Origin of the sequence: Arthrobacter glacialis (assembly GCF_002909415.1) — a bacterium.
In the GTDB taxonomy this organism is placed as follows: domain Bacteria; phylum Actinomycetota; class Actinomycetes; order Actinomycetales; family Micrococcaceae; genus Specibacter; species Specibacter glacialis.
The window spans coordinates 72271-90933 of the sequence record NZ_PPXB01000004.1 but is presented as its reverse complement, the minus strand read 5'-3'; the positions used below and the strand labels follow the sequence as shown (position 1 = coordinate 90933).

General features: G+C 63.5%; 15 protein-coding genes. 10 read left to right on the top strand and 5 right to left on the bottom strand.

Annotation, left to right across the window (positions count from 1 at the left end; all coding sequences use genetic code 11):
- The first annotated feature begins 7 nt into the window (after positions 1–7).
- On the top strand, positions 8–1480 hold the full coding sequence (leuC, locus tag CVS28_RS05730) for a 3-isopropylmalate dehydratase large subunit (RefSeq protein WP_103464730.1): 1473 nt from the start codon (positions 8–10) through the stop codon (positions 1478–1480).
- A 12-nt stretch (positions 1481–1492) separates the two neighbouring features.
- A complete protein-coding gene (gene leuD, locus CVS28_RS05725) occupies positions 1493–2092 on the top strand; it encodes a 3-isopropylmalate dehydratase small subunit (RefSeq protein ID WP_103464445.1) in 600 nt (199 codons plus the stop codon).
- Positions 2093–2194: 102 nt separating this feature from the next.
- Here the strand turns inward: leuD and CVS28_RS05720 are convergent, their stop codons facing one another.
- The gene (locus tag CVS28_RS05720) at positions 2195–3154 is read right to left on the bottom strand and encodes a hypothetical protein (protein ID WP_103480972.1); all 960 of its coding nucleotides are present in this window, start codon (positions 3152–3154) and stop codon (positions 2195–2197) included.
- 290 nt (positions 3155–3444) lie between these two features.
- On the opposite strand from CVS28_RS05720, the gene murA reads away from it, so the two are divergent.
- The 5 genes from murA (at position 3445) to CVS28_RS05695 (ending at position 10439) form a co-directional block, all read left to right on the top strand.
- Positions 3445–4782 (top strand): UDP-N-acetylglucosamine 1-carboxyvinyltransferase, encoded by a 1338-nt coding sequence (gene murA / locus CVS28_RS05715; protein WP_103464443.1) that lies wholly within the window; start codon positions 3445–3447, stop codon positions 4780–4782.
- 68 nt (positions 4783–4850) lie between these two features.
- Complete coding sequence (locus CVS28_RS05710; RefSeq protein ID WP_103464729.1) at positions 4851–5657, top strand: lysophospholipid acyltransferase family protein; 807 nt, start codon at positions 4851–4853, stop codon at positions 5655–5657.
- Positions 5654–6691 (top strand): NAD(P)H-dependent glycerol-3-phosphate dehydrogenase, encoded by a 1038-nt coding sequence (locus tag CVS28_RS05705; RefSeq protein WP_103480971.1) that lies wholly within the window; start codon positions 5654–5656, stop codon positions 6689–6691. Before CVS28_RS05710 ends, CVS28_RS05705 begins: the two co-directional genes overlap by 4 nt.
- A 3-nt stretch (positions 6692–6694) precedes the next feature.
- Positions 6695–7831: a D-alanine--D-alanine ligase family protein gene (locus CVS28_RS05700; protein ID WP_243399719.1), complete on the top strand. Its 1137-nt coding sequence runs from the start codon at positions 6695–6697 to the stop codon at positions 7829–7831.
- A gap of 364 nt (positions 7832–8195) precedes the next feature.
- The gene (locus tag CVS28_RS05695) at positions 8196–10439 is read left to right on the top strand and encodes an alkaline phosphatase family protein (protein ID WP_103480970.1); all 2244 of its coding nucleotides are present in this window, start codon (positions 8196–8198) and stop codon (positions 10437–10439) included.
- Between the two features lie 85 nt (positions 10440–10524).
- On the opposite strand, the gene CVS28_RS05690 is transcribed toward CVS28_RS05695, so the two are convergent.
- Positions 10525–10764: a hypothetical protein gene (locus CVS28_RS05690; RefSeq protein ID WP_133159068.1), complete on the bottom strand. Its 240-nt coding sequence runs from the start codon at positions 10762–10764 to the stop codon at positions 10525–10527.
- Between the two features lie 214 nt (positions 10765–10978).
- Between CVS28_RS05690 and CVS28_RS05685 the strand changes: the two genes are divergently transcribed.
- Positions 10979–12835, top strand: coding sequence for a hypothetical protein (locus CVS28_RS05685; RefSeq protein ID WP_133159067.1), 1857 nt, complete (start codon positions 10979–10981; stop codon positions 12833–12835).
- Positions 12836–12912: 77 nt separating this feature from the next.
- A complete protein-coding gene (locus CVS28_RS05680; RefSeq protein ID WP_103480967.1) occupies positions 12913–14052 on the top strand; it encodes a N5-glutamine methyltransferase family protein in 1140 nt (379 codons plus the stop codon).
- 3 nt (positions 14053–14055) lie between these two features.
- Here the strand turns inward: CVS28_RS05680 and CVS28_RS05675 are convergent, their stop codons facing one another.
- Positions 14056–14541: a DUF3515 family protein gene (locus CVS28_RS05675; RefSeq protein ID WP_103467236.1), complete on the bottom strand. Its 486-nt coding sequence runs from the start codon at positions 14539–14541 to the stop codon at positions 14056–14058.
- A 173-nt stretch (positions 14542–14714) separates the two neighbouring features.
- On the opposite strand from CVS28_RS05675, the gene CVS28_RS05670 reads away from it, so the two are divergent.
- Positions 14715–15470, top strand: a complete 756-nt coding sequence (locus CVS28_RS05670; protein ID WP_103480966.1) for an alpha/beta fold hydrolase — start codon at positions 14715–14717, stop codon at positions 15468–15470.
- 21 nt (positions 15471–15491) lie between these two features.
- On the opposite strand, the gene CVS28_RS05665 is transcribed toward CVS28_RS05670, so the two are convergent.
- Both CVS28_RS05665 and CVS28_RS05660 read right to left on the bottom strand, forming a co-directional pair.
- Entirely contained in the window at positions 15492–17597 is a 2106-nt protein-coding gene (locus CVS28_RS05665; protein ID WP_243399718.1) for an iron ABC transporter permease, read from the bottom strand.
- Positions 17594–18652: an iron-siderophore ABC transporter substrate-binding protein gene (locus tag CVS28_RS05660; protein WP_103480965.1), complete on the bottom strand. Its 1059-nt coding sequence runs from the start codon at positions 18650–18652 to the stop codon at positions 17594–17596. Before CVS28_RS05660 ends, CVS28_RS05665 begins: the two co-directional genes overlap by 4 nt.
- Between the last annotated feature and the right edge of the window lie 11 nt (positions 18653–18663).

Genomic DNA, 18663 nt, shown 5'->3' with positions numbered 1-18663 from the left:
AGCACAGGTGCCGAGCGTTTCGACAACGACTCCGCGAAAGACCGCGAAGACGCTGGCTGAAAAAGTATGGCGAGATCACGTTGTCACGCAAGGCGAAGGCGACGGCGATGCCGCACAGCCCGACCTTCTCTACATCGACCTTCACCTGATCCACGAGGTAACCTCGCCTCAGGCTTTCGAGGGCCTGCGCCTGGCTGGCCGGCCGCTGCGCCGCCCGGATTTGACCATCGCCACGGAGGATCACAACACCCCCACGCTGGCCATCGACAAGCCGATCGCTGATCTGACCAGCCGCACCCAGATCCAGACTCTGCGCAATAACTGCGCCGAATTTGGTGTGCGCCTGCACTCCCTGGGCGACGCCGAACAGGGCATCGTTCACGTGGTGGGCCCGCAGCTGGGACTCACCCAGCCCGGCATGACTGTGGTTTGCGGTGACTCGCACACCTCCACCCACGGTGCCGTAGGTGCCCTGGCGTTCGGCATCGGCACCTCCGAGGTGGAGCACGTCATGGCTACCCAGACGCTTCCCCTGAAGCCGTTCAAGACCATGGCCATCAACGTTGAAGGCACCTTGCGCCCCGGCGTAACCTCCAAGGACATCATCTTGGCCATCATCGCCAAGATCGGCACCGGCGGCGGCCAGGGCTACGTGCTCGAATACCGCGGCTCAGCCATCCGGGCCCTGTCCATGGACGCCCGCATGACAGTGTGCAACATGTCCATCGAAGCTGGAGCCCGCGCAGGCATGATCGCCCCGGATGAGATCACCTTCGAGTACCTCAAGGGCCGTGCCCACGCTCCCGTTGGTGCTGATTGGGACGCGGCCGTTGAATACTGGAAGTCACTGACCACAGAGGACGACGCCGAATTTGACGCCGAGGTCTTCCTCGACGCCAACACCTTGGACCCGTTCGTCACCTGGGGCACCAACCCGGGCCAGGGCGTGTCCCTGAGCGACAACGTACCCAACCCCGAGGACTTCGCTGATGAAAACGCCAAGGCTGCAGCCGAACGCGCACTGACGTACATGGATTTGGTTGCCGGCACTCCCATGAAGGACATCCGTGTTGACACGGTGTTCCTGGGCTCCTGCACCAACTCCCGCATTGAGGACCTGCGCGCGGCGGCAGACATCATTCGTGGCCGCGAAAAGGACCCCAACATTCGCATGCTGGTGGTGCCCGGCTCCGCCCGTGTCCGTTTGGAAGCCGAGGCCGAAGGTCTGGACCAGGTGTTCAAGGACTTTGGTGCTGAATGGCGTTTTGCCGGTTGCTCCATGTGCCTGGGCATGAACCCGGACCAGCTCGAACCGGGGGAGCGTTGTGCATCCACCTCCAACCGCAACTTCGAGGGACGCCAGGGCAAGGGCGGCCGAACCCACCTGGTCTCGCCAGTGGTGGCAGCCGCCACCGCCATCCGCGGAACTCTCAGTTCGCCGTCGGATCTGGCCCCCGTCCCCGCCAACACCGTAGCGTAAGGAGCTAACACTATGGAAAAGTTCTCCACCCACACTGGCATTGGCGTCCCGCTGCGTCAAAGCAATGTTGACACGGACCAGATCATCCCCGCCGTCTACCTGAAGCGGATCACCCGCACCGGCTTTGAGGACGCCCTGTTCTCCAGCTGGCGCAAGGACCCCGAATTCCTCCTGAACCAGGAACCGTACAAGTCCGGCTCGGTGCTGGTTGCTGGCGCCGATTTTGGTACCGGATCCTCCCGCGAACACGCAGTATGGGCGCTGAAGGACTACGGCTTCAAAGCTGTTTTGTCCTCCCGCTTTGCCGATATTTTCCGCGGCAACTCAGGCAAGCAGGGACTGGTGGCCGCCGAGGTTGCCCAGGATGACATCGAGCTGATCTGGAAGGTCCTGGAAAACGCCCCGGGCACCGAGATCACCGTTGATCTGGTATCCAAGATGGTCACCGCTGGCACAGTGGTGGCTCCGTTCCAGATCGACGACTACACCCGCTGGCGCTTGCTCGAAGGCCTCGATGATATTGGCCTGACGCTGCGCGACGAGCCGGCCATCACGGCATTCGAGGCCACCCGCCCGTCCATCAAGCCAACCACGCTGCCGGCGAAGTTCTAACTTCCGCACGACGCCGCACTGGCATGCTGTCGACACGGTCCTTCGCTGTTGATATATCAACAGCGAAGGACCGTTTCGCTGTCCGGAGTCAATGAGGGCCGGCTATTTTGACGGCAGGCCTGCCTCGCGCAGCATTCGAATGAGCCGCTGGGGATTGCGTAAGTCCTGCCATTCCCACCGCACCACGTTGTAGCCAAGCGCCCGCAAACGGTTCTCTCGGTTCTTCTCCTCAATGACTGTTTGGGCAGGTGACTTCCCGTTGAGGTAGCGCTGGGCGGAATACTTCTCGTGTCCATCGAACTCGCCGAGAGTCTTGAACTCCTCCCAATCAAAGTCCGGGAATCCAATCCGTCCCAACCCATCCCGGAACTCCCGCTGCAGGGAAGGTTGCGGGAAGCCATGCTCAATCATGATGGCCCGGCTCAATGACTCCCCGGCTGACTGGGACTTGCCGTCAGCGACTGCAAGGACGCGTCGTGCCCGGGTTCGCGCGGTGGCGTTGGGCAGCAATTCAATGGCTGCCCGGACATGCTCCCTTTGAAACGTCAAGGGAACGTTCACGGGTGATCCTGGAAGTATCTGTTGTGCCAGTACTCTGTCCATGGCTGGCAATGAGTGGCTCAGGGGCAGGCGGACGGCCAGGTCCCGGGCCGTTTGTACAGGCGGTGTCAGCAACAAGCCATACATTTCCCACGGTTCCGGATACCCTGCCAACGCCTCCATTCGCTGGACCCCGTTGCTGCTGCGACCCCCACCCTGCCCGGGCGGCACAAGTGTCTGCACCCGGTTGGGTATGGAGATCAGCGGCAATCCCATAATCTGGGCTGCTGATTCGCGCGCGAAAATGGGGCTCCTGAGCGCCAATTCGTGCACTGCCTGGATTTCGATCCGGTACTTGTGCCAACGTGGCAAGGCGTCCCAGGCATCTGCCAGCAGGTACAGTCCGTGACGCACTCGAACGAGCTCACCGGCAGCAGCCCGTTTGGAGAGTTGCCGGGAAGCTGTTTCGCTCACAAACTTGTTCGGTGCCGAGATAAAGTGCGGAACCTCGAATTCTGACATGTCTCCATGGTGCGGCAACTTTTCCGCCCAGGATGCGTCACCGCCGTCGAACGTGGACAAGTGCAGACGTTGCTGGGCCTGTGGAGGAAGCAACCGGCAGGCGAGGTGCCCGGCATGGTGGCAGCCAAGAGCTGACGACGTCGGTATGGTGATCCGCTGGTGATAGAGCGACAGCGTGGCGCGGGCACAGCGGGCACGGTGCATTTCAGCATCTTGAGCGGGAGAAACTATGCTTGACGCAGGCCCAAGCCGGTACAGGGTGCGTAGGTGGAACAAAGGATTAGGTGACGATGAGCAGAATTCTGACGGTACGTGGTGGTGTCCCGCTCAAGGGACGGGTCCAGGTGCGCGGCGCTAAGAACTTGGTTCCCAAGGCGATGGTGGCAGCACTTTTGGGTAGCACCCCATCGACTTTGCGCAACGTCCCCGAGATCAAGGACGTTGAAGTCGTCACGTCCCTGCTGCAGTTGCACGGCGTCACAGTGGAGAAGGACGCCGTCACGGGTGACCTGACCATGGACCCGGCCAATACGAAAATGGCCAACAGCGCCGAGATCAACACCCATGCCGGTGATTCACGCATCCCCATCTTGTTGTGCGGACCGCTGATTCACTCCATTGGCCATGCCTTCATTCCGGATCTGGGCGGCTGCAAGATCGGTGACCGCCCCATCGACTACCACCTGGAAGTGCTGCGCAAGTTCGGCGCCGTGGTGGAAAAGACCGGCGGTGGAATCTCCATCACAGCCCCGCTGGGCCTCAAGGGCACCAAGATCAGCTTGCCGTACCCCAGCGTGGGTGCCACGGAGCAGGTTCTGCTCTCCGCCACGCGTGCAGAGGGCATCACAGAGCTCACCGGCGCAGCCACGGAGCCGGAAATCATTGACCTCATTGCGATCCTGCAGAAAATGGGTGCCATCATTTCGGTGCAGACTGACAGGACCATCCGCATTGAAGGCGTTGAGGAGCTGACAGGCTACGACCACACAGCGCTGCCTGACCGCAACGAGTCGGCGTCTTGGGCGTCGGCGGCCCTGGTCACCGGCGGCGACATTTACGTTGCAGGCGCCAGCCAGCGGGACATGATGACGTTCGTGAACACCTACCGCAAGATCGGTGGCGGTATGGACATCCACGACGACGGAATCCGCTTCTTCCACAAGGGCGGCAGCTTGAAGCCGCTCATCATGGAAACGGACGTCCATCCAGGCTTCATGACGGATTGGCAGCAGCCACTGGTGGTTGCCCTGACCCAGGCCGAAGGCGTCTCCATTGTGCACGAGACAGTGTACGAAAACCGCTTTGGGTTCACCGAGGCGCTGACCCGGATGGGCGCCAACATCCAGCTGCACCGCGAATGCCTGGGCAGCATCCCGTGCCGCTTTGGGCAGCGCAACTTCATTCATTCGGCCGTCATTTCAGGCCCCACACCCCTGAAGGGTGCGCACATCAATGTTCCGGACCTGCGCGGCGGGTTCAGCCACATGATCGCCGCCTTGGCCGCTGAGGGAACGTCCACGGTGACGGGCATTGACGTCATCAGCCGCGGCTATGAGCACTTCACCGCCAAGCTGGACGGCTTGGGCGCCGATTTTGATGTGCACGATTCCCCGCGGATTTCGAGGTAGGACCAGTGAACACTGACCTTCCCAGCAAGGGCAAGCCGGCACACAAGCGCCCCTTCAAGCCACGCGGCATGAAGCTGAGTACCCGGATGTTCTTTGCCACGGTTGCCGGCATTGCCAGGAGCGCCATCAACGTGCTCATGGGCAAGGAATGGTACGGCCTGGACCGCCTGCCGGTGGATGAGGGATTCATTGTGGTGCCCAATCACTGCACCGAAATTGACCCCATCGTGGTGGGTCACCTGCTGTACAACCAGCGGATCATGCCGCACTTCCTGGCCAAGGATGGCTTGTTCAACACTCCCATTCTTGGCACTGCCCTGCGCGGCGCACGCCAGATTCCGGTGGAGCGCAGCGGCGCCGGTGCAGGAAAGTCCCTCGTCGTCGCCCGGGAGGTGCTCGACGCTGGCAATGCAGTTGTCATCTACCCCGAAGGCACCCTCACCAGGGACCCCGAGCTGTGGCCCATGAAGGGCCGCACGGGGGCGGCCCGCCTGGCCCTGGCCACCGGCGCCAAGGTGGTTCCCGTGGTGCATTGGGGTGCGCAGGAAGTGTTCCCTCGCTACGGCAAGGGCGTGAAGATCTTCCCGCGCAAAAAGGTCAAGGTGGTGGTGGGTCACCCCGTGGACCTGAGCGCATTTGCCGGCAAGAGCGCTGACAAGGCAACCCTGGAGGCCATGACTGATGTCATCATGAGAGACATCACCGCACTGTTGGAGACGCTGCGTGGCGAGAAGGCCCCGGCGCAGCGCTGGGATCCGTCCGCACACCAGCAGTCAAGCCACGGCCGCTTTGAAGAGCGTGGTTCCGCTGCCGATCGGGCGGGCAAGAAGACCAAGAACGACGCCGGAACAACAGAAAAAGGGGACCTGACGTGAGTTACGTGGATGGAATTGCGCCGGTCAAGACTGCAGTTTTGGGCGCCGGCAGCTGGGGGACCACCTTTGCCAAGATCCTCGGCGATGCCGCCGAAGGCACCGATCGCAAGATTGTGCTGTGGGGCCGCCGCCAGGAAGTGGTCGACCAGATCAATGGCCACCACAGGAATCCGCGCTACCTCTCCACCACCGAGCTGCCTGCCAACATCAGCGCCTCGATCGACGTGGAAGAAGTGCTCAAGGATGCCCAGCTGGTTGTCTTGGCGGTGCCAGCACAAACGTTGCGTGAGCAGTTGCGCGGCTGGGCCGGACACCTCGCCAAGGACGCCGTCGTGGTCAGTCTGATGAAGGGGCTGGAGCTGGGCACCGACCAGCGCATGTCCCAGGTTATTGAGACGGAACTGGGGCTCAGCCCAGACCGGATTGTTGTGGTCTCCGGGCCCAATCTGGCCATGGAAATTGCGCGCCAGGAGCCCACCGCCTCGGTGGTGGCGTGTTCGGATGAAAACACGGCCAAGTGGGTGGCAAACGTGTGCAAGCCCCGATATTTCCGCCCCTACACGGTTGATGATGTGGTGGGCGTGGAGATTGGCGGGATCGTCAAAAACGTCATTGCCCTGTGCGTGGGCATTTGCGAGGGCCAAAAAGTTGGCGACAACACCAAGGCCTCCGTCATCACTCGCGGCCTGGCAGAGACCACGCGGCTGGCGCTGGCGCTGGGCGGCAAGGCCGAGACCCTGTCCGGTCTGGCCGGTCTGGGCGACCTCGTTGCGACCTGTTCGTCCTCGCTGAGCCGCAACCACACCGCCGGGCGCATGCTCGGGGAGGGGCTCACCCTTGATGAGGTCAACAACCGCATGACGCAGACGGCTGAGGGCATCAAGTCCGGCCGGGCCGTGTCTGATCTGGCCGCGAAGATGGGTGTTGATATGCCCATCACCAACGCCGTGGTGGGCGTGCTGGAGGGTAAACTTACTGTCGATGAACTGGGCCCGCTGCTGTTGGCCCGCCAATTGAAATCCGAAGGCGACTGACGCGTGACTACTGATTCCCCCGCAACAACTGCGCCCATCCGCGTGGCCATCCTGTTTGGCGGCCGCTCCAGCGAGCATGCCGTCAGCTGTGTCACTGCCGCCGGCGTCCTGGGCGCCATCGACCGTGGGAAGTACGACGTCGTTCCCATCGGTATTGCGAAAAACGGCCAGTGGGTCTTGGCCGGGGATGACCTCTCGGCGTGGTCGCTGAAGAACGCCTCCCTGCCCGAGGTGGTGGCGGGGGACAAGACCGTTTCGCTCACCCAGTTCGGTGATGCCCGCCAGCTGGTGGTGACCGAAGCAGCCAAGGTTCCGCAGGTTCTCGGCTCGGTGGATGTTGTTTTCCCGTTGCTGCACGGTCCGTGGGGAGAAGACGGCACTGTTCAGGGGCTGCTTGAACTCAGTGACACCCGCTATGTGGGCGCAGGCGTGTTGGCCTCCGCCCTCGGCATGGACAAGCACTTCATGAAGGTGGTGTTTGAGGCTGCCGGGCTGACGGTTGGTCCCTACGTTGCCGTCACTGACCGGGAATGGACTGTTGACCCGGCCAAGGTTCGCACCCGGGTGGAGGTCTTGGGTTTCCCGGTTTTTGTGAAGCCTGCGCGCGCCGGTTCCTCCATGGGAATCTCCAAGGTTGATTCGCTGGATCAGCTTGATGCTGCCATCGCTGAAGCCCGCGAGCACGACCTCAAACTGGTCATTGAGGCTGGCATCGTGGGCCGGGAAATTGAATGTGCCGTCTTGGAAGGCCGGGGCAGCGATGCGCCGCGCGTTTCCCAGCCGGGTGAGATTGCCATGGTAGATGGCGAACATCACGCGTTTTACGACTTCGAGGCCAAGTACGTACAGGGCGACGCCGTCAGCCTCAGCTGCCCGGCCGACATGCCGGAGGATGACATTGCCCGGGTCCGGGAACAGGCAGCCCTGGCGTTCGACGCAGTGGGTGCTGAAGGGCTCTCCCGCGTGGACTTCTTCTACACCCAGGCCGGTGAGCTGATCATCAACGAAATCAACACGATGCCCGGCTTCACCCCGAGTTCCATGTACCCGCAAATGTGGGCCGCCTCCGGCCTGGACTACCCGGAACTCATTGACGAGCTGCTGCAGCTGGCGTTGAACCGCAAGGTGGGCCTGCGCTAACCCCCAATATCCGGGGGTCGAGCCTGTCGAGACCCCAACGCTCCTTCACATAAGGGGCCATTTTCCCGAACGCTCCTTCACCTGCTGAAGGAGCGTTTCGTGATTAAGCCCCGGATCTGAGCGAGGGTCTGAGGGGAGAAAGCGGTGAGGGGCCCAGTGTCTGCCGCGAGAGCGTGTGAAAGGGAGGGCAGACGGCCGTCGTTCATGTCCGCCGTGTCCCACGTCACCCGACGGGGTGAACGCATTTGGCTTGTATTGACAAGCAGTGTTCACGCTGCGATCACCGGCTTAAAACGGAAACTTTCATCTGGCTCATTATCGTTCAAAAGGTGCCAACAACGGCACCAGAGACGAAAAAGAGATCATGCGCTCATCACATCGCGTCGTCCGCCCACTTGTAGTGACTGCCGCCGTGGCGGTGGCTGCCATGACGTTTTCACCCGCCGCCTCCGCAGCAGTCCCAGGCGCTCCCTATGAAGGACTGCCCTCGGGCACCAAGATCCAGAAGTCGCTGGTGATCGGCCTTGACGGGGCTTCGATCAGCGTCATGGACAAGACGGAACTGCCGGCCATCGAGTCGGTCCGCACAGCGGGCATGACGGCCGTCAGTAACCTCTTTGCCAACCCCATGGCGCCCACGGTCTCGGGACCGGGCTGGAGCTCCATTGCCACCGGCGCGTGGCCGGACAAGCACCAGGTGGTGGACAACAGCTTCACTGGCAACAACCTGGAACAGTTCACCAATTTCCAGGACCGCCTGGAACACAGCGACTCCGCCACGTCCACGCTGGTGGCCGGCACCTGGGGACCCATCCCCGATATCATCTTCAACTCCGGCACGGACCTGAAAATCTCCGCTGGATCGGACAACAACACCACCGCCAAGGCTGTTGACTACCTCAAGAATGGCAACCCGGACAGCACCTTCGTTCATCTTGACGACGTCGACGGCGCCGGCCACAACTCTGGCAGCAGCAGCGCCAATTACCAGGCGCAGTTGAAGATCACCGACGCCAAGGTTGGCGAGATCCTCGCAGCCGTCAAGGCCCGCCCCAGCTACGCGGCGGAAGAGTGGCTCATTGTTGTCACGGCGGACCATGGCCACACGCCCACCGGCGGCCATGGCGGCAGCACCCAGTTGGAACGCCAGTCCTTCGTCATCGCCCAGGGCCCCGGCATCCCCGCCAATTCCACGCGCGAGGACGTCAAGGTCACGGACATCGCCCCCACAGTGCTCAAGCACCAGGGCGTGGCGATCGATCCGGCCTGGAACCTGGACGGCAAGCCCATCGACGAAATTGTCCCGGACGCCTTCGACACACTCCGCGGCCAGCTCAAGCCCCGCGCCGATGAAACAGCCGTGGGAGCGGACGTGCTCGGCTGGACCCACACAGCCCCCGAAGGCTGGAGCATCGACAATTCAGCCATGCCCACCGGCGGAATCGCCGAGTGGAGCGGCTGGTCCTTCGCCACCGACGAGTTCTGGACCAACATCGAGCGAAACCAGGGCCGCGAAACCAGCGTCCGCAACCGCAACGTCTTTGCTGTGGCGGACTCGGATGAGTGGGATGACAAGTCCCACGCCGCCGGAAAATTTGATTCCACCTTGGTCAGCCCCGCCTTCCCGCTCAACGGCAACCCTGCCGCCTCGGTGAACTTCGCCAGCAACTACCTCATCGACGGCCCCCAATCCGCTGAGGTCTTCATCAGCTTCGACGGCGGCACACCCCAGCTGCTCAAGGCCTACAAGATCGACACGAACAGGATGGAAAGCCTGCCGCTCGACATTCCCGCCGGCGCCAAGGAAGCACAGCTGCGCTTCAAGTACACCGGCACCAACAGTGCGTTCTGGACGGTTGATGCGGTCACGCTCACCCAGGAAGCCTGGACAGTCCCGGTCACCACCGCCAGCATCGCACAAGCCCCCGCTTCGGGCTGGTACACCACTGCCCCGACCTTGACCTTGAGCGTGCAGGGAGGCGCCGCGGCCCTGGCTGCAGAGTCCGGAATTCGCACCGAGTACCAGCTGAACGACGGCGAATGGGTCCCCTACGTTGCTCCCATCCAGCTCGCCGACGGGGAGACCAAGGTGAACTACCGCTCCGTCAATGGTGGTAACGGTACCGAGGAGACCAAGACCTTGGGCACCATCAAAGTGGACACCGTGGCTCCTGCCTTGACCTCGGTGGCAGCGAACCGCACCGCTGTGGCTTCGGCAACGGATGCCGGCTCCGGCATCGCAACACTGGAATACAGCGTTGATGCCGGTTCCACCTGGGCGCCGTACACAGCAGCAGTGGTTGCCGGAAACAAGGCGGCGACCGTGTTGTTCCGAGCCACTGATGTGGCTGGCAACGCCACTGCAACGCAGGAAGTCCGGTTCGTGGCCGTGGGAGCGCCAAGCGAATCAGCACAACCCTCTCCGTCAACAAGTGCTCCCGGCAGCGCCACGGCTCCTGGCACTGCCGGCACAGATCATGCGGCGCAGGACTCGGGTGGGCTGGCTTCCACCGGTGCCAGCGGCGGCTTGATCTGGCTCTCCTCAGCGGCGCTCATGCTGGTGCTCGGCGGATTGGTGCTGCGCCTGCGCAAGCGAGCCCGCGCCTAGCAGGGCTCACGCCGCAAGACGATAAAGCAATGCCCCGTTGTCTGCCGCCCCTTGGCATGGCAGCCGGGCATTGCCCGTTCCATGGTTATTCGCTGATCTTGATCCCCAGGAAGCCCGTGGTCCTCAACAGGTGGATGATGCGCTGAATGGAGCCGGTCAGGCACACAACTCCGCCACCCACCACGGCCAGCAGCAGCGCAATGAGCACCGCCGTGTTGCAGGAGCCGGGAGGGAAGACTATAAGACCGGCAATGCCGGCAGTCATGACTGCCCCGCCAATGAGCATGAGTTTGATGCCGGGGCGTCGCCTTGGTGTGTCAGCCATGGTAGAAAAATCTAGCACCAAAGATTCAGGCCCTTGACACAAGCCAGCAATAAGTCGAAATTGCGCAAGCCCGCCCCTATGCTGGGGCATACGACAGTTTTTGTGCGGGGGGTCACAGTGCTGCTCGTGGCATTTGTGTTTGGCCGTCAAGGCAGCGCACAAGGAAATTGACGCTGAAATTGGCGACTCCCACACAGAATCATTGAGGAAATCCGTGTCAAAACGTTCAGCTGTCTTCAGCCGTGCCCACGGCGTCCCATCACCTGCTGCGAGCGTAGTTGCTGTGCTGGCCGGGGTGGCACTGCTGCTGAACGGTTGTGCGCTGATGCCTGACGCCAAGGCCGCCTCACAGGAGACCCGGACAACAGCCCAAGGGGCTGTGCTGGAACTTGCTGGCGCAACCATCACCGTGCCCGGCACAGCAGTGGCCACGGACACGGCTGTGAGCGCCTCGCTGGGAAGGCCAGCGGCGGCGCCCCAGGACGGCGGCGTACTCAGGACGGTTAGTCAGAAACTGCAGCTGACTTTGGGCGCACCACTGGCCGATGGTGCTGCCATGAGCGTGACGCTCACACTGGATCCGCAAGAATACGCAAAGGGCTTCAGCCCCAGCGTTGATTCCCTGGCACTGGTCCACCAACGCAAGGATGCCGCCGAACCGGAATTAATGAGAGTGGCGTGGAATCCAGACACCAAGGAAGTTAATGCCCAGGTGCCAGCTGATGGTGAGTTTTGGGCTGTCCACGTTGACGTTTCCCAAGTGTTGAAAACCGTGCAATCCGGTGTGGAGAAAACCGCGGAAATGGCGGCCAGCAAGCCAAGCTGCGTGGGGCAACAGGCAGCGGCTGCGGGCATGACATTTGATGCACCCTCTCCGGCGGGCGCCTGGATTTGTTTGCGTGAGTCCACCGGCAAGGTGGTGGTTTCCGTGAGCGCCAGTACGTCAGTTCCGCTGCGTCTGGCCACGGCCGAACAGCGATTTGGCGCTGCTGTGCCCAATCCCACGATACTTAACCCGTACTTTCAGCAGGTGTTCACACCGCTGGTGAAAGGCGCCAACGGGCGGGCGGGTGCCGTGCCCGGGGCCGCCGTGGAGTTTGAGCTGTCGGCCGCCGGGGCTGATCAGACGGAGTGGACATTCCAGCCATACCCTGCCTTGTTCTTACTCAACTACCTCAGCATCATGGTGGCTGCCACTCTTGAGAGCCGGGAGAACCTAGAGGACTTTGATGCCACCACCGCCGCGTGTGTGGCTCCACTGGTGGACACCACCATGGAACAAATCTCCCTGGCCAGCAGCTGGGCTGTGCCGTTTGTCGAAGGCTTCATGGATTGTGTCGCCAAAACGGTGCAGATCAGTCCGCGGATGGATGTGATTCTTGGCTCGCTCAATGCCGTCCCGGAACTGGTGGCCAGCTCCGCAGCTGCGCTGTGGGAGCAGGGGTTTCTGGGGGAGCAGGCAAGGGAGAGTGTCACAGTGAACATTGCAGGCACCATGCAATGGGCCAGGTATTCCGGGACCCTGAATGCGGCCAAAATCAGTTTTGAACACCCGGCCGGCTGGACCGTCATGGATGGCTCAATCAACCAGCAGTTTGGGCAGCGCAACAGCGTGGTGGTTTACGATCACAGCGGCAGCAAGAAAGCTGAACTCACGGTCATGGACAGCGTCCACGCGGGCATCGCCGGGACGCTGGTGCCCGTGACGGTGCTTGGCACCGTAGCTGGAGGCGCCAAGCTTTCGGCCCCGGCACCGTTCGCTGTCCAGTCCTTGGCCATGGACTTGGGTGGCAAGGACCAGTTGCGCAAAAGCAACCTGTGGCCGCAGAATGTCAAGCTGGCCGCGTCCATCAGTGCCGCCGCCGCTGAACCCACCCAGCGGGCACCAGGTCAGCTCACCGGCACGGTCACGGTGGAGACTGGGGTGAAGTCTGCCGTCCACAACACAACCACGCGCCAGGTCAGCTTCAGCCACGTGAGCAATTTTGATGACATGGCGTCGGCACAAAACTATGCCGGGGGAAGCGAATTCGCAGCCATCCAAAAAATGCTGGCCTCGTTCACGGGCTAAACTAGGGCGTTAGTCCTGTCCTGTGGGCACTCGCCAGCACTGCTTGGCCCCGGCAATCATTCGAGGAGCCCCACCCCATGAGCACTGAACCATTGCCGCCGTCGAACACCATTTCCTGGACGCACGGCGAGGCGCAGCACAACGTCCCGTGGTACTCAGCCAGCGGTGCCGCAGCGCCCCAAAAGGTCCAGGCCGTGGATGACTCCGTGACCGCCGACGACGCCTACCGCCTGGCCGCCCAGGGCACAGCATTGTTGTGGCAGGGTGATTATCACAATGCCCGCCAGCTGCTCTCAGCCATGGCCCGGCGCCTGCCCACCTTTTCCCGGCACGACGGCGAAAGCGTCGCCCAAGCCTTCTACCGCTACCGCCAGGGACGGACGCAAAGGGCAAGGATGCTGGGCCTTGTGCTGGTCCCCTTGGAGCCCGGCCCGGCCGTTGCCTTGCGCCGCGCCCCGGACGTTTCAGCAGCCTGGCAAGCCGCTGCCGGTGACGTGGACACCCTGACGGTTGCCCCGTTGCAGGACGTGCTCGGCGCCGTGGGCGCTTTCGAATGGCGCCGCAACGGATTGTTTGTGCAGGAACTCGATGACCTCATCTACCCGCACTATGGGACGTTTGCGCCCATCCGCAGCGAATACTTGGCGTTGGTGGCGCAGGCGCCCCTGCCAACCAGAGAGCTGGCCTTTGACATTGGTACGGGCACCGGGGTGCTGGCGGCCATTTTGGCCAAGCGCGGGGTGAAGACTGTCATTGCCACGGACAGTGAACCACGGGCCATTGCCTGCGCCCAAGACAACATGGAACGCCTGGGTCTGGCCGACGCCGTGGAAGCGAGCCTGACCAACATGTTCCCGGACGGGCGTGCGCCCCTGGTGGTGTGCAACCCGCCGTGGCTGCCCGGAACGGCCAATACGTTGTTGGACAACGCCGTCTACGATCCCAAGAGCCGCATGCTCAAGGCCTTCCTGACGGGCTTGGGCGGACACCTGGAACCCGGGGGAGAGGGCTGGCTGATCATTTCAGACCTGGCCGAGCACCTTGGCCTGCGCTCACGAGAAGAACTGCTCGGGTGGATCGAGAAAGCTGGGCTCACGGTGCTGGATAAGGTGGACACACCAGCCAAACACCCGCGCTCCATGGACAGCAGCGACCCGTTCTTTGACGCCCGCAGCAAGGAAGTTACGTCCTTGTGGAGGCTCGGCGAACAGGTGTAGCAGCTAGCTCTTAGGGGTTTCCAAGTCCCCGGCGCCTACGCAGCTGCGGGTGGCTGGAATCTTCGCAGCCGCGGCAGAAATCTGCGTCAAGACGGTGTCCGAGGGAATCGTGTTCTCCTTTAGCACCAGTTCGGTGGCCGGGGTGCGCCCGTACGTGGTGATGGTCCATGTTTCCTCTTTTTGCTTCAGGACCCAGTCCACGCCGTTGACGCTCACGCACTTGTCCGTTGTGGGTCCGAGTACCGTCACACCGCAGCGCAACACCACCAGGGACGGCTCGCCCCAAGCTGCCGTGGCCTGGCTTGTGGTGGTCCGGCGCTTGGCGTCGGCCAAGGAATCCGGCAGCGCCACCATCATGGGGGCACACGCCGGATTGTTGGCGTCCTCGGCGGCGGTGATGGTCACGGACGGTGCACAGGCCGTCATGACAAGCAGGGAAGCGGCCGCCAGGGCCACAAGTGGACGGCGGGAAGGCACAGACAAACGCATGCTTCAAGCCTAGCTGCTGGCCACCGCGTTAATTGCCGCAGTGTACGCCCGGCCAGGCAAGGCGGTGGTCAGCCCGGCCCGGGCCAGTGGTAATCTCTGACGGGCGGACAGGCCCGGCACTGCAACGCGCAAACGGCCCCGGAAGACGGTGCCCCGAAAGACGGTTGGATCCTATGAACTACCTGAGCATCAACGGCGAAGAATTGTATTCGGAAGTTGCCGGCGCGGGAGATGCGGTCCTATTGCTGCATGGGGGTTTCTGCTCCCTGGAGTCGCTGCGCGGGCAGTTTGATGAGTTGGCGCAGAACTACCAGGTCTTTGCCTTTGAACGGTCCGGCCACGGGCGTTCGGCTGACATCGACGCCGACTACAGCTACGCCCGCGGCATTGCTGACACTCTCGCCTATCTTGACGCCCACGGCCTGCAATCGGTGCATGTGATCGGCTACAGCGACGGCGCGATCATTGGCCTGATGCTGGCACTGGAACATCCGCAGCGGGTGCGCTCGCTTGTGGCCATCAGCGCCAACCTTGATCCCGCCGTCTTCACCCCCGCAGCCGGCAACGGCCCCCGGCTGGATTCCCCGCCGTCGTCCGCGCAGGGGGAAGTGAAGCCGGATCTGGAACGAATGCACTATGGGCGACTCTCCCCGGATGGTGCCGGCCATGCCGACGCCGTCCTCGCCAAACTCATGCGGCTGTGGACCAGCGAGCCCCAGATCGATCCTGCCAGCCTGGCTGCCATCACCGCACCGACGCTCATCATGTCCGGGGACCGGGACTCGATCCCGCCGGCCCACAGCCTGCTGATCGCGGCGTCGATTCCGGGCGCGCAGCTGTCCATAGTGCCCGGAACCGGCCACGGACTGATTGCCGAGCGCCCGGAACTGATCGGCACCCTCGTCCGGGACTTTCTGGCCCAGCTTTGACCTTGCTCCAACCGCTGGCCGCTAACCCCGCGAGCGTCGCAGCAGCCACACAAAGTAGGGGCCGCCGATCAAGGCAATCATGAGCCCGGCCGGGATCTGGGCGGGCGAAATCAGGGTCCGGCCCAGAATGTCGGCGACGGACACCAACAGCGCGCCCAGCAGCATCGAGACCGGGATGAGCCGGCCATGCCGGGCACCAACCAGGGCCCGGGCCAGGTGCGGAGCCACCAGCCCCACAAAGCCGACGGCGCCAATCGCCACCACGCTCAGGGACGCCAGAACGGCGGCCGCAGCCAGCAGCAGCAGGCGCGTGCGCTCGGATCTGATCCCGAGGATGCGCGGGGTGTCCTCATCGATGGCCAGCAGATCCAGCTGGCGGCGCATCATGAACAACAACGGCACCGCCACAAGCAGCCCCAAGGCCACCGGGGCAACATCGGGAAACGTCCGGCCATAGGTCGTGCCGGAGAGCCAGGTCAGGATCCGGGGAGTGTTCCACGGATCGGCACGCAACAGCAGAAACGTTGTCAAGGCGCTGAGGCCATAACCGCACCCAATGCCGATCAACACAAAACGATCCGGCAGGAATCCGCCGCGCCACGCCAACAGGGCGATCAAAGCGAAGGTGGCCAAGCCCATCACCACCGCCATGATGATCAGGAGGGGGCGTCCGCCAGCCCCCGAGGTCACCACACTGACGGCACCCAAACCTGCGCCGGCCGTAATGCCGAGCAACCCCGGCTCCGCGAGGGGATTGCGAACGGTGGCTTGAACCACGCAGCCAGCCAAGCCCAGTGCAGCACCGGCCAGGGCGGCAGCAGCCACCCGCGGGCCGCGTTCATCCAGGGCACGGCCAATCAAGTCAGGCGCGGCACCTTGGAGCCACAGCGCAATGTCACCCAGCCGCAGCCACAAACTGCCTGCCAACAGACCCATGACAACGGCCACGAGGAGTATCACCGCGGCAATCGAAAGGGCCGCCAGGAAGCGGCGGCGGGAGTGGATGCCGACCCGGGCATGGGGTGGCTGGCGGATGGGGCCCGAATCACGCATTCGCATCGCGAGGATGACAATCAGAACGGCACCGAGCATCGCCGTGGGAATGCCGGTCGGGATGGAGGTGGCACCTTCGGCGCTGAGAATGCCGCGCAGCACGGCGTCGGCGAGCAGGATCAACAGCGCGCCAAGCAGCCCGGACAGCGGCACCAGGAACAGGTGCCGGTGCAGCGCCTGGACGCGGTTGGCGATGAGGCGGGCCAGTACTGGGGCACCGAGGCCCACAAAAGCGATGGGGCCGGCTAGAGTCACCGAGATGCTGGTCAGCAGCACGGCGCAGATCACGGCGATGAGCCGGGTTGAACGGATCGGCACACCGAGTGTTGCGGCGGTGTCGTCGCCCAATTTCAGGACGTCGAGCCGCCGGCACAACAAAAATGCCACGCACAAGACCACGATGATGACAGGGGCGGCCCGGACCGAGGCGTCAAGGTTGAGTTGGGCCAGCGAGCCGCTGCCCCACGCGAACAGGCCCGTGGTGTTTTCCTTGAACAGGATCAACAGCATGGCCGTGGCAGCATCCAAGGCCATGGCCGTGGCCGAACCGGCCAGGATGAGCCGGGTGGTTCCGTTGCCGGCGCTGTTGCCGGCCAGACCCAGGACCAGGGCGGCGGCCAGCAGGCCGCCGACAAAGGCAACGCCGCTGGACGCCCACAACGGCACGGCCAAGCCAAAGGCTGCCACGAGCGAGAGCGCAAAGTAGGAGCCTGCTGTGACGGCCAAGGTGTCCGGGGACGCCAGCACGTTTCGGGTGATCGATTGCAGCAGTACGCCAGCGACACCGAGGGCAAAGCCCACGGCGACGCCGGCGAACAAGCGGGGGAGGCGCGAGCCGGTCAGCACGTCGATGACCGGCACGCCGCCCACCTTCTCTTGCGCCCCGGTGACCAGGCGCAGCAGCTCCGCCGGGCCCACGCCGGAGGTGCCCTGGGTCATGTGCCACAGACCCACGGCCACGATCGCGAGGACCAGGACGGCCAGAACGCCAACCCCCGCGGCAGTGTCGCGGGGGTTGGCGTGAAGCTTTTGGGACAGGCTCCCAGGTGTTGCAGTGGGGGTGAGAGTGTTCACCCCTTGAGGAGGGCGTTGACGAACGCGTCAATGGCCTGTTGGCAGGACAGCGGCCCGCCGGCGCCCCAGACGCCTGCCGGGAACGCGTAGGAGCGGCCTTCCTTGACGGCCGGCAGCGCGGTCCAGATCGGGTTCTTGGCCAGTTCGGTCACGTAGCTGTCCGCGGTGTCGTCGTTGGAGTAGAACAAGTTGGCGCCGCCCACCGCGGTCAAGCCCTCAATGTCGGTCTGTCCCAGGCCGTAGGCCGGGTCCACGCCGCCGTTTCCGTAGCTCTTGTCGATCTCATCGGTCCAGGCCGTGGTCATGCCCAGTTCCTCGCCGAGGGCGGTAAACAAGGCACCCTTGCCGTACGGGCGGATGGTGACGTTGCCGCCCTCGATCCAGCCGTCAAAGAACAGGAAGCTCGACGTCGGCAGGCCGGCGGTCTCGACCTTGGCCTTGGCGTCGGTGAGGTACTTGTCAAAGCTGCCCAGGACCGCTTCGGCACGCTCGGTGCGGCCCGTGGCCTCAGCGATCATCGAGAAGACGGATTTCATGTTGCCGATGGGGTCGGCGCCGTTGGCTCCGAGGGTGGCGAGCACGGGCACGCCGCGCGCCTCGAGCTGTGTGATGAGCTCGTCGTCGGCGCCGAAAGCCTCGATGATGATCAGGTCTGGGTTCGCGGCATAAAGGGTGTCCAGGTCAGGCTCGCCGCGAGTACCGATGTCGACCACCCCTTCGGGGATGGTCTCGGCGCTGACATACGTGCCGTAGCCGGCCGAATCGGAGACCGCGACCGGGGCGACGCAGAGCGTGAGCGCATCCTCAATCTGCTGCCATTCCAGCACGGCAATCCGCTCGGCGGGCTTGTCGAGCTTGACCGTGCGGCCCACGCCGTCGGTCATGGACACTGCGCCCGTGGCGGTGGTTGTGGTGTCGGCTGCGCAGTCCTGCGAGGCGGCAGCGACTGCCGCATTTCCGGCGCTGTCAACGGTGGTGGTGCCGCAGCCGGTGAGGGCGAACGCGGCGACGGCGAGTGTTGCCGCGGCAGCCGTCAGGGAAGGAATACGGATCATGAGGATTCTTT